The organism is Bacillus yapensis (assembly GCF_005280205.1).
Classification (GTDB): domain Bacteria; phylum Bacillota; class Bacilli; order Bacillales; family Cytobacillaceae; genus Robertmurraya; species Robertmurraya yapensis.
Genome location: NZ_SUND01000018.1, coordinates 1 through 12,421 on the forward strand (window position 1 = coordinate 1; position 12,421 = coordinate 12,421).

Here is a 12,421-nt window from a genome sequence, read left to right on the forward strand (position 1 = left end):
AACCCTGAAAGATGATCAGGTTGATAGGTCAGAGGTGGAAGCGCGGTGACGTGTGGAGCTGACTGATACTAATCGTTCGAGGACTTAACCAAATAGATTACAACGTAATTCTTCTTCTTCAACATTATCTAGTTTTGAGGGAATAAACCTTCAATAAAATAGTCCGGTGGCGATAGCGAGAAGGTCACACCCGTTCCCATACCGAACACGGAAGTTAAGCTTCTCAGCGCCGATGGTAGTTAGGGGCTGTCCCCTTGTGAGAGTAGGACGTTGCCGGGCGAACCAATTTTTAAAAGTCTTCTACTTTATAGGAGCACGAACTGAAATAAGTTCATATAATATTATCGCGGGGTGGAGCAGTCTGGTAGCTCGTCGGGCTCATAACCCGAAGGTCGCAGGTTCAAATCCTGTCCCCGCAATCGGTTTTTTTAAGGTAAGTTATTTTCTCCTTACGTCGAAAAAACTTTGGTCCGGTAGTTCAGTTGGTTAGAATGCCTGCCTGTCACGCAGGAGGTCGCGGGTTCGAGTCCCGTCCGGACCGCCATTTTTATAAAAAGTTAGCGAAACGAAGTTTCGTTTTTTTTATGCCCAATTTTGCCTTTTGCTCATCTAAGCAAATTAAGGTAAACTACATATAGAAGAGATTGATTCCTTAGGAGAAATCCTAAGGTTTTTTCATATCTAATGAGGAGTAATTTTATTACGTCAAAATAATAAAGGATAGTTATAGATGAGTGAATATACATTTACGACAACTCAGCCTTCCGAGACGATGGATTTTGCGAAGCGTCTTGGTCAGCTTTTACAACCTTCGGATGTCATTGCATTAGAAGGGGATCTGGGAGCAGGAAAGACAACTTTTACAAAAGGATTGGCTGAAGGATTAGAGATAAAGAAAACGGTCAATAGTCCGACCTTTACGATTATTAAAGAGTATCATGGAAGACTGCCTCTTTATCATATGGATGTCTATCGCGTAGAGGATTCATACGAGGATTTAGGCTTTGATGAATATTTTGAAGGAAGTGGCGTTACAGTCGTGGAGTGGGCTCATTTAATTGAGGATCAACTACCGGACGAGCTGTTGACGATTCAGTTGAAGCACGGAGAGAATGATACGAGGACGATTAGCTTAGAGCCTAAGGGTGCTCGTTATGAGGAACTATGTAAGGAGTTATTTTCATGAAGGTATTAGCTATTGATACATCAAATTATACTTTAGGGATTGCGATCATTGATGAAGAGAAGGTTATTGGCGAGTACATAACGAACGTTAAGAAAAACCATTCGATTCGCGTTATGCCAGCAATCGAAATGCTGCTTAAAGATTGTAATTTAACCCCAAATGATTTAACAAAGATTGTTGTCGCGGAAGGACCAGGCTCCTACACAGGAGTAAGAATTGGTGTCACGATTGCAAAAACGTTAGCATGGACATTAAAGATTCCACTTGTCGGTGTATCGAGTCTAGAGATTTTAGCAGCAGCCGTCGGAAGATACTTCCCAGGTGCAGTGTCGCCTCTTTTTGACGCGAGAAGAGGGCAGATCTATACAGGTTTGTATCAATATGAAAATGGGAAGATCAAGACAGTAGAGAAGGATCAGATTTTACAATCAAAGGATTGGGCGAAGCAACTGACTAATCTTTCACAGCCAGTTCTATTTGTCGGAAACGACCTTCCGTTACATCGAGAGATTATTGTAGAAGAAATGGGAGAGCAGGCGAGGTTTGCTGAGTTAACTGAGCTGAACCCACGACCATCAGAATTAGCGTTTCTAGGAATGAATAGGGATGGAGAAGAAGTACATAACTTTGTTCCAAACTATATTCGATTAGCTGAAGCCGAAACCAAATGGATTGAGGCGAATCAAGCAAAAGACTCTAATTAAGGACGAACCAGGATATGAATAAACAAATAACACTTCGAAAAATGGTAAAAGCAGATATTGATCAAATTCTCATTATCGAGAATGAATCTTTTGCAACTACTTGGAGCAGAGAATCTTTTGAAAATGAATTAACGAAGAATCGCTTTGCTCTATACTTAGTTCTAGAGGATGAAGAAGTCATTTTTGGCTATTGTGGTGTGTGGATTATTGTCGATGAGGCCCATGTCACAAATATTGCCCTTTTGCCAAACTATCGAGGTAAAAAACTTGGAGAGACTTTATTAACTGAGATTATGAAGGTTGCCAAAGAAAAGGGAGCGAAATCGATGACGTTAGAGGTTAGAGTGTCCAATCACGTTGCTCAATCTCTTTATCGTAAATTGGGTTTCCGAGATGGTGGCATTAGAAAGAATTATTATACGGACAATCAAGAGGATGCTTTAGTAATGTGGGTGAATTTATAATGGAAAAAGATCAATATATACTCGGGATTGAGACAAGCTGTGACGAAACAGCTGTGGCAATTATTAAAAATGGGCGTGAAATTGTTGCCAATGTTGTTGCATCTCAAATTGAAAGCCATAAACGATTTGGTGGAGTTGTTCCGGAAATTGCCTCTCGCCATCATGTTGAACAGCTTACGATTGTGTTAGAAGAAGCAATGAGCCAGGCCAAACTTGAATTTAAGGATATAGATGGAATTGCTGTGACGGAAGGTCCAGGGTTAGTAGGAGCGTTACTAATTGGTGTAAATGCTGCGAAAGCTTTGTCGTTTGCGCATCAAATTCCGTTAGTACCGGTGCATCATATTGCAGGTCATATTTATGCGAATCGTTTGGTGACAGAAATGAAGTTTCCTCTTCTTTCTCTCGTCGTATCAGGTGGACATACGGAGCTTGTGTATATGAAGGAGCATGGTCATTTTGAAGTGATCGGGGAGACGAGAGACGATGCTGCCGGTGAGGCTTATGATAAGGTAGCACGGACGTTGAATATGCCTTACCCTGGTGGTCCTCATATTGATCGCTTAGCACAGGTTGGGGAGCCGAGCATTAATTTACCAAGAGCATGGCTAGAAGAGGGTTCTTATGATTTTAGTTTTAGTGGATTGAAATCAGCTGTTATTAACACAGTCCACAATGCTGAGCAAAGAGGAGAAACCATCAAGCCAGAAGATCTTGCTGCAAGCTTCCAAGAGAGTGTCATTGACGTTCTCGTAACAAAAACACTAAAGGCTACGGAAGAATATAAGGTAAACCAAGTATTGCTTGCTGGAGGAGTAGCTGCGAATAAAGGACTTCGCAATCGATTAGAAGAAGCTTTTGGAGAGAGCAATGTGGAGCTAGTTATACCACCATTGTCTCTATGTACTGATAATGCGGCTATGATTGCCGCAGCAGGGAGCATTTTCTTTGAAAAAGGACAGAGAGCTGGCCTAAATTTAAACGCTAATCCTGGATTGGATATCACCATCCACAACCAATAATTTGAACTATGACAAAATCCCCGCTTAGAAGGGGATTTTTTTGTGGATAAATGTTGATACACTGTTGATAATGTGGATAAAAACGACTTATTTTGTGGATAATGTGGAAAAGTCTGTGGAAGGCTTATATTATGGACTCCTTAATGTGAATAATTTTGTGGAAAAAAAGAACCGGGCATAGATCTTCTATCCCGGTTCTTCAGTAACGAATTATTCAGCTAATTCAGACCATTCTTCCATCAGATTTTCAAGCTCTTCTTTTGCTTGATCATTGTCTCTTGTAATGGCCAAAACGCGTTCATGGTCCTGAAAAACTTCAGGCTCACAAAGCAATTGTTCATTCGTTTCGATCGTAGCTTCAAGCTTTTCAATGAGCTCTTCGATTTCTTCCAATCTTCTTTTCCGTTGTCTTTCAAGTTTCTTTGCTTCTTTATCCTGTTGATAACTCGTTTTTTCTTGCTGCTCTGCCTGAGGAGCTGTGGATATTTTTGTAGACTCTAAGGCCTTTAGTTCTTCAATCTCTAACTTCTTCTCAATATAATAATCATAATCACCAAGGAATTCATTTGCCTTTTGAGGCTCAAGCTCGACAACTTTCGTTGCGATTCGATTGATGAAGTATCGATCGTGGGATACGAACAGAATCGTTCCTGGATAATCGATGAGAGAGTTCTCCAACACTTCCTTACTGTCTAAATCCAGATGGTTCGTTGGCTCATCCAGGATTAAAAAGTTTGCTTTTTTCATCATCAGTTTCGCTAAAACGAGTCGAGCCTTTTCCCCACCTGAGAGGGTTGAAACAGTCTTCAGAACATCATCACCAGAAAATAGGAAGTTTCCTAGTACCGTGCGAATATCCTTTTCATTTTTAAGAGGATACTCATCCCACAATTCGTTTAATACCCTTTTATTAGATGAGAGCTGAGTTTGCTCCTGATCATAGTATCCAATCGTGACGTTTGAACCGAAGTGGATCTCTCCAGCGATTGGGGATAGCTGGTCAATCAGTGTTTTTAATAGCGTCGATTTACCAATTCCGTTCGGACCAACAAGGGCAATACTATCTCCTCGAGTAATACGGAAAGAGAGATTTTCACTAACCTTTTCCCCATTATATCCGACAGCTAAAGATTCGATTTTCAAAACATCATTTCCACTTTGACGCTCGATGTCAAAGCCAAAGGAAGCTGATTTTTCATCCCCAAGTGGCCTGTCCATCACTTGAATGCGATCAAGCTGTTTTCTACGACTTTGCGCTCTTTTCGTCGTGGAGGCGCGTGCTAAATTCCGTTGGATAAAATCCTGAAGCTTTGCAATTTCCTCTTGTTGCTTCTCATACTGCTTCATTTCACGCTCATAATTGGCAGCTTTTTGATCCAAATAGGCACTGTAGTTGCCGGTGTACTTGCTAATATGCAGTCTTGAGATTTCGTACACCTGGTTAACGACCTTATCTAAAAAGTAACGGTCATGGGAAACGATTAAAATCGCTCCATCATAGCCTTGAAGATAGCCTTCTAACCAAGATAGAGTATCAATGTCTAAGTGGTTTGTTGGCTCGTCCAAAATAAGGATATCAGGCTTTGTTAAAAGTAGCTTAGCTAGGGCAAGTCTAGTTTTTTGCCCTCCACTTAAGCTCGAAATCTTTGTAGAGTAATCAAAGGAATGAAAGTTCAAGCCATGTAATACGGAACGAATATCCGATTCGTATTGGTAACCCCCATTTTCTTTAAAAGAAACCTGGAGATAGTCATACTCTTTTAAAATCCGCTCATATTCACGAGAATCATTGAAGACAGCAGGATCAGACATTTGCTCTTCTAACTTACGAAGGAGCTTCTCTTGTTTTTGTAAATCTTCGAAAACAGTCAGCATTTCATCCCAAATAGAAGAATCTGATTCCAAGCCAGTATTTTGCGCTAGATAGCCAATTTCAACACCCTTTGGCTTCACTATTTCACCAGATTCATACGAGAGTTGTCCGGCAATAATTTTAAGAAGCGTCGATTTTCCGGCTCCATTACGACCAACAAGGGCGATTCGATCACGCGTTTGAATTTCAAGCTTTATATTCGTTAAAATGGGGTCAGCCCCAAACGATTTTGAGAGTTGATTCACCTGTAATAAAATCATTTATATTCACCTCTATATGTCTAAAAATAGTGTATCCTAATCAATGGGTAAGGGCAATAAAAGAGGAGTTTCTCGAATAAACTCGAATAGTTTTATGTGAAATGGATAACAATGTTTTCACAAATTTGTCGAAATGGTGTATATTTGGAATGAGGTGTTTTCTTAATGGCAGAATTTACACATTTTAATGAAGAAGGCAGAGCCAAAATGGTGGACGTTAGTGACAAGCAGGAAACCGTACGGACAGCTGTTGCTAACTCAAGTATAACAGTGAACAAAGCAATATACGATCAAATTACGAACAATCACAACAAAAAAGGCGATGTATTGGCAGTAGCGCAGGTTGCTGGAATCATGGCTTGCAAAAAAACAGCTGACATTATTCCGATGTGTCATCCGATTCCACTAACAGGTGTGAATATTTCATTCGAATGGGAAATCGAGAATGATGACTATCGACTGATGATCACTGCATCTGCCAAAACAAAAGGAAATACAGGTGTAGAAATGGAAGCGTTAACAGCGGCTTCTGTTACGGCTTTAACTGTCTATGATATGTGTAAGGCTGTGGACAAAGGCATGGTTATTGGAGAGACGTATCTTGTCGAGAAGACAGGTGGAAAGAACGGGGATTTTAAAAGAGAAAATAGAGTGCGATAAGATTTACAATCTAATACGGACATATTTAACAGGGGTGGAGGAAATAAAATGAGCAGCGAAACGTTAAAGATTCCTCAAGCAACAGCAAAAAGATTGCCTTTATATTATCGTTTTTTAAAAAATCTACATTCCGCAGGGAAGCTAAGAGTATCCTCAGCTGAATTGAGTGAGGCGGTAAAGGTAGATTCGGCTACAATTCGCAGAGATTTCTCTTATTTTGGAGCCCTCGGGAAAAAAGGCTATGGTTACAATGTTGATTATTTATTGTCCTTTTTCCGTAAGACGCTTGACCAGGATGAGCTAACGAAGGTTGCTTTAGTTGGAGTCGGGAATCTTGGGACAGCACTATTAAATTATAATTTCTTAAAGAATAACAATACAAAAATCTCTGTTGCTTTCGATATTGATGAGGCCAAAATCGGCTCAACGATGAGTGGCGTGACGATTTATCATATGGATGATATGGAAAAGGTGTTAACGGAATTAGGAATAACAATTGCGATTCTCACCGTTCCAGCTCCTTTTGCTCAATCGATTACGGATCGCTTAGCACAAGCGAATGTAAAAGGGATATTGAACTTCACACCAGCTCGACTAACGGTTCCAGCGACGATGCGTGTTCACCATATTGATCTCGCGGTAGAGCTTCAGTCATTGGTGTATTTCTTGAAGCATTATGGGGTCAATGAGGTTGAGGAGTTAGAGGAAGTCGAAGAATAAAAAAATGAGCCATCGCGGCTCATTTTTTGTTTTTCTGGATTGTTTTAATTTTAAAATGGAAGAGGATCATCCGAATGCCGTTTCCGAAATCAAAGGTAGCTAGGATAACAAGCAAGTATGTAAAGATTCCCCACTCGCCATTTTTCTGTAAGTCTTGAACCGCGAAATAGGTAAAAAATAGTCCGAGAACTATATAAAGAATGCCTGAAAACAATGGTGTTTGTCTCATATGAAAAGACCTCCGATGAAGCTTTGAATTTTTTCTGATTGCTCGATGATTTTTTCGAGATCTTCTTTAAATACAGATTGAACTAAAACAACGAATGTATTCATCGCGACGTGTGCGAAAATCGGTACGAGAATTCGTTTTGTTTTTACATAAAGATAAGCAAATGTGAATCCCATCGCCGAATATAATAGGACATGTTCAACTTCCATATGGGCTAAGGCGAAAATAACCGAGCTGAAAAGGGCTGACAGGAAAAAGTTAAATCGCTTATAGAATGTACCGAAAATGATTTTTCGAAAGACGATTTCCTCTAAAATTGGTCCAATAATGGAGCTAACGATAATCACAATCGGAAAAGATTCGATCAGTGAGATGATTTGCTGCGTATTCTCTGACCCCATTTCAATTCCAAGCCAGCTTTCCACTGTGGCAGCTAAGCTTTGTGCGATTAAGGCAAGAAAAATTCCACATACAGCCCAAACGACGGATGCCCCTACAGATGAAGCATTTCGATCGAGTTGATTACTTTTCATTTCATTTCGGAGTAGTAATAGAACGATCAGAAGCGCTAAGGCAAAGCTGAATACAATCCAGATTACGCCGGCTAAGACGGCCATATCTTCTAGATTTTGACCAAGCAAGACGCCGCCAAAAGTAATCGCGGGAACGCCAACAAAGCTTGATAGCTGCATCCCAATATAAGTAATTAGAATATACCAATATTCTTTTTTCAAATTATGATTCCCCTTTGATATAGGCTTTTTTCTTATGTATCAATATTTATAAAGAATCTCTAATTTACGACTCATCCTACACTATAAACCATTCTACTAAGAAAAAGGAGAAAGATACAATTAGAAGTAGGAAAAAGTTCGGATATTTTCTCAAAACTTGTATATACTCTAAAGGTTGTACTTAAAAAAAGTTGTTAAATTTTATGTAAAAAATCATCCTTGACGCTTGCAAAAATTATTTGAATTCATTAATATAATAATTGTGTTAGCACTCGAGTAGATAGAGTGCTAATAAATAAAACATAGTCAAATTGAGGAGGTTGTTTCACTTGTTAAAGCCACTAGGTGATCGCATTGTTATCGAGCTTGTTGAAACTGAAGAAAAAACTGCTAGCGGAATCGTGTTACCTGACTCAGCTAAAGAAAAGCCTCAAGAAGGAAAAGTTGTAGCTGTAGGTACTGGTCGCGTACTAGACAACGGTGAGCGTGTAGCTCTAGAAGTTGCAGTAGGCGAAAGAATTATCTTCTCAAAATACTCTGGTACAGAAGTGAAGTACCAAGGTGCAGAATACTTAATTTTACGTGAAAATGACATCTTAGCTATTGTTGGCGAATAAATAAAGTAGAGTTGAATTCATTTCATAAGGACACGTCTAGTCGCTTGTGAATCAATTTTTAAAAGATAATCAATCCAAGGAGGTTTTTTACAAATGGCAAAAGAGATTAAATTCAGTGAAGACGCACGTCGCGCGATGCTTCGCGGTGTAGATGCTCTTGCAGATGCAGTAAAAGTAACTCTTGGACCAAAAGGTCGTAACGTGGTTCTTGAGAAGAAATTCGGTTCTCCATTAATTACAAATGATGGTGTAACTATCGCAAAAGAAATCGAATTAGAAGATGCTTTTGAAAACATGGGTGCAAAGCTAGTTGCTGAAGTTGCTAGCAAAACAAACGATGTAGCTGGGGACGGAACAACTACTGCTACAGTTCTTGCTCAAGCGATGATTCGCGAAGGCTTAAAGAACGTAACTGCTGGTGCTAACCCAATGGTTATCCGTAAAGGTATCGAAAAAGCGGTTATTACTGCTATTGAAGAATTAAAAGCAATTTCTAAGCCAGTTGAAAGCAAAGAATCAATTGCACAAGTTGCTGCAATCTCTTCTGCTGACGAAGAAGTTGGTCAATTAATCGCTGAAGCTATGGAGCGCGTTGGAAACGACGGCGTTATCACAATTGAAGAATCTAAAGGCTTCACTACAGAACTTGATGTAGTAGAAGGTATGCAATTCGACCGTGGATATGCATCTCCTTACATGGTTACGGATTCTGATAAAATGGAAGCTGTCCTTGATAACCCATACGTGTTAATCACTGACAAGAAAATCAGCAGTGTTCAAGAGATTCTTCCAGTTCTTGAGCAAGTGGTACAACAAGGTAAGCCACTATTAATCATTGCTGAAGATGTTGAAGGGGAAGCTCTTCCAACATTAGTATTAAACAAATTACGCGGAACATTCAATGCAGTTGCTGTTAAAGCTCCTGGATTTGGTGACCGTCGTAAAGCAATGCTTGAAGATATCGCAGTTCTTACTGGTGGTACAGTAATCACTGAAGACCTAGGTTTAGAACTTAAGTCTGCGAACGTATCACATCTTGGTCGCGCTGCAAAAATTGTTGTAACAAAAGAAAATACAACAATCGTTGAAGGTGCTGGAGATGCTGATCAAATCGCAGCTCGTGTAAATCAAATCCGTGGCCAAATGGAAGAGACTTCTTCTGAATTTGACCGTGAAAAATTACAAGAACGCCTTGCTAAATTAGCTGGTGGTGTGGCAGTTGTTAAAGTTGGTGCTGCTACTGAAACTGAGCTTAAAGAACGCAAGCTTCGTATCGAAGACGCTCTTAACTCAACTCGCGCTGCTGTTGAGGAAGGAATCGTTTCTGGTGGGGGAGTTGCCCTACTTAACGTTTACAACAAAGTGGCTGCTCTTCAAGCTGAAGGCGACGAGCAAACTGGTATCAACATTGTACTTCGTGCAATCGAAGAGCCAGTTCGTACAATCGCTGCAAACGCTGGTCTTGAAGGATCTGTCGTTGTTGAGCGCTTAAAGCACGAAGAAATCGGTATGGGCTTCAACGCTGCTACTAACCAATGGGTAAACATGATCGAAGCTGGAATCGTGGACCCAACTAAGGTAACGCGTTCAGCTCTTCAAAACGCTGCATCTGTAGCGGCTATGTTCTTAACTACTGAGGCTGTAGTTGCTGACAAGCCAGAACCACCAGGTTCCGCTTCAATGCCTGACATGAGCGGTATGGGTGGAATGGGCGGAATGATGTAATAAGGGTTTTAAAATCTTGTTATATCAACGTCTAAAATGATAATATGCTTTTCTTGTCTTCGGATTTGTCCTCGTTTTTATAAGAAACAGGGCAACCTATGACTAAAAAGCTATCTATAGGAGAAGGTCTTTCATCAGTTTGCTAAACTGTTGGGAGGCCTTTTTCCATATATGTGTCTTACGAGGAAAATTATTCATTGTAGTATTATATCTGTACATCTAAGTCGCTGTTGTATCGTTATTACCGATTCCAACTTCAATTGTAAGTGAAATGTAGGTATGTTAGAAGGAATGTGGAGTCTTGTTCTTTTCCATTTTTTAAAAGTCGTTTAAATCGACTCTCAACTACTTTTCTTAATTGTAGATATCCATCCTCACGAAAAAATTCGTTATTCTGATAATTAGGCCACTGTATAACTAATTTTATTCTGTTTAATTCGGGGGTTAACATGTAAACAACATATATACTAATACAGTGAATACACGAGTCAATTAACGCGTTTTCCAATTTTTCTGGCATTAATGTAGTTGTTGTACTCCTTAACTTTAGGTAGATTTTTTGTTGTTAACATTTTGTTCACAAGGAATTTACGAATATTTGTCAAATATATTACTATATAACAGAAGGAATTTTCAGACAAATAGAGAACTAAGGTTGTATGGAGGCGATGTTATGGGGATATTCACCGAATACTTGGAAAGAACTTTTAACTTTGAGGAGTTAAACATTGAACGAAAAAAGCAATTACAAAGAATATCTAGTTTGAGGTCAGGAAGAGACATTCTAGTTTATGCTGCCGATTATAATAAAGGCAATGCACCAATATCAATTATTTTTGATGATCTTCTTGCTATCAATGATCAATTAAGTAATTTAAACGGTAATGCATTAGATATTATAATTGAAACTCCCGGAGGATCCGGCGAAGTCGCAGAAGATATTGTAAAGCTTATCCGAGAAAAATATGATGATGTTGCTATAATAATCCCTGGTTGGGCGAAAAGTGCTGGAACAATAATAGCTATGTCCTGTGATGAAATTCTAATGGAACCGGCTTCTGCATTAGGTCCTATTGATGCACAGATAACTAGGAACGGAAAAACTTTTTCTGCTGAAGCCTTATTGAAAGGCATGGACGAAATCAAGGCGGAGGTTACATCTACAAATAATTTAAACATGGCATACATACCAATTCTTCAGGGGATTTCACCCGGTGAGCTACAAGGAGCTAAAAATGCTCTAGATTTTGCAAAGGTTCTTGTAAAAGAATGGTTAATAAAGTATAAATTTAAAGATTGGAATCATCATTCAACATCAGGTCTTCCGGTGACTGTGCAGGAGAAAGAGCAACGTGCAGAAGAAATTGCTTCAGATTTAGCTGAACATAGTAAATGGTTAACTCACGGTAGATCAATAAAAATTACTGATTTAGAAAGAATGAAACTAAAAATTAATGACTATTCTAAAGATGTAGAATTAGCAGATGCCATCCGGAGATATTATACGTTATTAAAGATGACCTTAGATACAAATATTTATAAGGTCTACGAAACTGTTGAATCACAAATTTTTAAGTCTTTACATGAACCAAACCAACCACCAGCTCATAAGCCGGACCAAGGAAATATAGCTGTATTTGATGTCAATTGTCCAAATTGCAGGAGCCTGTATAAAATACAAGCAAACCTAGGAGTAGAGAAACCAATAGAAAAAGGCCATCTAGAGTTTCCTTCCGATAACATACTGATATGTCCTAAATGCAGGTTTGAAATAAATTTATCCCAAGCTAGGCAACAAATTGAGTCTCAAACTGGAATACCTATAGTATAATTTATAGAGGGAGGAATATATCATGGAAAAATATGAAGTTATTTTCAGAAAATTAGATGAACTTAAAGAAAAAAATGAGGTAGAATTTATTTACAAGGTTATTGAAAAAAATTCTGAAAATATCCAAGAGTTAACTAAATTATCCTATGAAATAAACAATCCACAACCCTTGACTTATAGCTTTTCATAAAACTTTTCTGCCCTCTCAATCGAGAGGGTCTATTTATTAATTATTTCTTGAGTTTGATTGTCACGAAATACCGACTTGTTAAATTAGGTAAGTTATATTGCACAAGGGTTTAATACGAAAATCAATGTATTTTTGTATTGTCAAAGAACCCCTGATGAAAATAGAAAATTTAAAGGAGACTGAGATTGCATCCTTACAGGAGCAAA

Annotated in this window: 13 protein-coding genes, 2 tRNA genes and 2 rRNA genes; 14 read left to right on the plus strand and 3 right to left on the minus strand. The window is 38.9% G+C overall.

The window, feature by feature from the left end:
- The 8 genes from FAR12_RS18690 to tsaD form a co-directional block, all read left to right on the plus strand.
- Window positions 1-92, plus strand: a 23S ribosomal RNA gene (locus FAR12_RS18690); the annotation flags it as partial.
- A gap of 70 nt (window positions 93-162) precedes the next feature.
- A 5S ribosomal RNA gene (gene rrf, locus FAR12_RS18695) occupies window positions 163-279 on the plus strand.
- 66 nt (window positions 280-345) lie between these two features.
- Window positions 346-419 (plus strand) — tRNA-Met (locus FAR12_RS18700).
- Window positions 420-467: 48 nt separating this feature from the next.
- Window positions 468-544, plus strand: a tRNA-Asp gene (locus FAR12_RS18705).
- 186 nt (window positions 545-730) lie between these two features.
- Window positions 731-1,186: a tRNA (adenosine(37)-N6)-threonylcarbamoyltransferase complex ATPase subunit type 1 TsaE gene (gene tsaE, locus FAR12_RS18710; RefSeq protein WP_126410303.1), complete on the plus strand. Its 456-nt coding sequence runs from the start codon at window positions 731-733 to the stop codon at window positions 1,184-1,186.
- Window positions 1,183-1,890 carry a tRNA (adenosine(37)-N6)-threonylcarbamoyltransferase complex dimerization subunit type 1 TsaB gene (gene tsaB, locus FAR12_RS18715; protein ID WP_126410304.1) on the plus strand — a complete coding sequence of 236 codons (708 nt, stop codon included), beginning with the start codon at window positions 1,183-1,185 and terminating at the stop codon, window positions 1,888-1,890. The genes tsaE and tsaB overlap by 4 nt, the downstream gene beginning before the upstream one ends.
- Before the next feature lie 14 nt (window positions 1,891-1,904).
- Entirely contained in the window at window positions 1,905-2,354 is a 450-nt protein-coding gene (gene rimI, locus FAR12_RS18720; RefSeq protein ID WP_126410305.1) for a ribosomal protein S18-alanine N-acetyltransferase, read from the plus strand.
- Complete coding sequence (gene tsaD, locus FAR12_RS18725) at window positions 2,354-3,376, plus strand: tRNA (adenosine(37)-N6)-threonylcarbamoyltransferase complex transferase subunit TsaD (RefSeq protein ID WP_126410306.1); 1,023 nt, start codon at window positions 2,354-2,356, stop codon at window positions 3,374-3,376. Before rimI ends, tsaD begins: the two co-directional genes overlap by 1 nt.
- Window positions 3,377-3,586: 210 nt before the next feature.
- Here the strand turns inward: tsaD and FAR12_RS18730 are convergent, their stop codons facing one another.
- Window positions 3,587-5,509: an ABC-F family ATP-binding cassette domain-containing protein gene (locus tag FAR12_RS18730; RefSeq protein WP_126410307.1), complete on the minus strand. Its 1,923-nt coding sequence runs from the start codon at window positions 5,507-5,509 to the stop codon at window positions 3,587-3,589.
- A 165-nt stretch (window positions 5,510-5,674) separates the two neighbouring features.
- Here FAR12_RS18730 and moaC point away from each other — a divergent pair, with 165 nt between their 5' ends.
- Window positions 5,675-6,169, plus strand: a complete 495-nt coding sequence (moaC, locus tag FAR12_RS18735; protein WP_126410308.1) for a cyclic pyranopterin monophosphate synthase MoaC — start codon at window positions 5,675-5,677, stop codon at window positions 6,167-6,169.
- 48 nt (window positions 6,170-6,217) lie between these two features.
- The gene (locus FAR12_RS18740) at window positions 6,218-6,889 is read left to right on the plus strand and encodes a redox-sensing transcriptional repressor Rex (protein WP_126410309.1); all 672 of its coding nucleotides are present in this window, start codon (window positions 6,218-6,220) and stop codon (window positions 6,887-6,889) included.
- A 19-nt stretch (window positions 6,890-6,908) separates the two neighbouring features.
- Here the strand turns inward: FAR12_RS18740 and FAR12_RS18745 are convergent, their stop codons facing one another.
- Together FAR12_RS18745 and FAR12_RS18750 are read right to left on the minus strand one after the other, a co-directional pair.
- The gene (locus tag FAR12_RS18745; protein WP_126410310.1) at window positions 6,909-7,118 is read right to left on the minus strand and encodes a YdiK family protein; all 210 of its coding nucleotides are present in this window, start codon (window positions 7,116-7,118) and stop codon (window positions 6,909-6,911) included.
- A complete protein-coding gene (locus FAR12_RS18750; protein ID WP_126410311.1) occupies window positions 7,115-7,852 on the minus strand; it encodes a CPBP family intramembrane glutamic endopeptidase in 738 nt (245 codons plus the stop codon). The genes FAR12_RS18745 and FAR12_RS18750 overlap by 4 nt, the downstream gene beginning before the upstream one ends.
- A 329-nt stretch (window positions 7,853-8,181) precedes the next feature.
- Between FAR12_RS18750 and groES the strand changes: the two genes are divergently transcribed.
- The 4 genes from groES to FAR12_RS23560 all read left to right on the plus strand — a co-directional run bounded on the left by groES (window position 8,182) and on the right by FAR12_RS23560 (window position 12,215).
- Window positions 8,182-8,469, plus strand: a complete 288-nt coding sequence (gene groES / locus FAR12_RS18755; RefSeq protein ID WP_126410312.1) for a co-chaperone GroES — start codon at window positions 8,182-8,184, stop codon at window positions 8,467-8,469.
- 93 nt (window positions 8,470-8,562) lie between these two features.
- Window positions 8,563-10,194, plus strand: a complete 1,632-nt coding sequence (gene groL / locus FAR12_RS18760) for a chaperonin GroEL (protein ID WP_126410313.1) — start codon at window positions 8,563-8,565, stop codon at window positions 10,192-10,194.
- A gap of 673 nt (window positions 10,195-10,867) precedes the next feature.
- Window positions 10,868-12,025 carry an SDH family Clp fold serine proteinase gene (locus FAR12_RS18765; RefSeq protein WP_170972251.1) on the plus strand — a complete coding sequence of 386 codons (1,158 nt, stop codon included), beginning with the start codon at window positions 10,868-10,870 and terminating at the stop codon, window positions 12,023-12,025.
- 22 nt (window positions 12,026-12,047) lie between these two features.
- The gene (locus FAR12_RS23560) at window positions 12,048-12,215 is read left to right on the plus strand and encodes a hypothetical protein (protein ID WP_170972252.1); all 168 of its coding nucleotides are present in this window, start codon (window positions 12,048-12,050) and stop codon (window positions 12,213-12,215) included.
- Window positions 12,216-12,421 lie beyond the last annotated feature (206 nt).

What these genes read in the sequence shown, in the direction of transcription:
- tsaE (WP_126410303.1), top strand. Translation starts at nt 731, where the DNA reads ATGAGTGAATATACATTTACGACAACTCAGCCTTCCGAGACGATGGAT.
- tsaB (WP_126410304.1), top strand. Translation starts at nt 1,183, where the DNA reads ATGAAGGTATTAGCTATTGATACATCAAATTATACTTTAGGGATTGCG.
- rimI (WP_126410305.1), top strand. Translation starts at nt 1,905, where the DNA reads ATGAATAAACAAATAACACTTCGAAAAATGGTAAAAGCAGATATTGAT.
- tsaD (WP_126410306.1), top strand. Translation starts at nt 2,354, where the DNA reads ATGGAAAAAGATCAATATATACTCGGGATTGAGACAAGCTGTGACGAA.
- FAR12_RS18730 (WP_126410307.1), bottom strand. Translation starts at nt 5,509, where the DNA reads ATGATTTTATTACAGGTGAATCAACTCTCAAAATCGTTTGGGGCTGAC.
- moaC (WP_126410308.1), top strand. Translation starts at nt 5,675, where the DNA reads ATGGCAGAATTTACACATTTTAATGAAGAAGGCAGAGCCAAAATGGTG.
- FAR12_RS18740 (WP_126410309.1), top strand. Translation starts at nt 6,218, where the DNA reads ATGAGCAGCGAAACGTTAAAGATTCCTCAAGCAACAGCAAAAAGATTG.
- FAR12_RS18745 (WP_126410310.1), bottom strand. Translation starts at nt 7,118, where the DNA reads ATGAGACAAACACCATTGTTTTCAGGCATTCTTTATATAGTTCTCGGA.
- groL (WP_126410313.1), top strand. Translation starts at nt 8,563, where the DNA reads ATGGCAAAAGAGATTAAATTCAGTGAAGACGCACGTCGCGCGATGCTT.
- FAR12_RS18765 (WP_170972251.1), top strand. Translation starts at nt 10,868, where the DNA reads ATGGGGATATTCACCGAATACTTGGAAAGAACTTTTAACTTTGAGGAG.
- FAR12_RS23560 (WP_170972252.1), top strand. Translation starts at nt 12,048, where the DNA reads ATGGAAAAATATGAAGTTATTTTCAGAAAATTAGATGAACTTAAAGAA.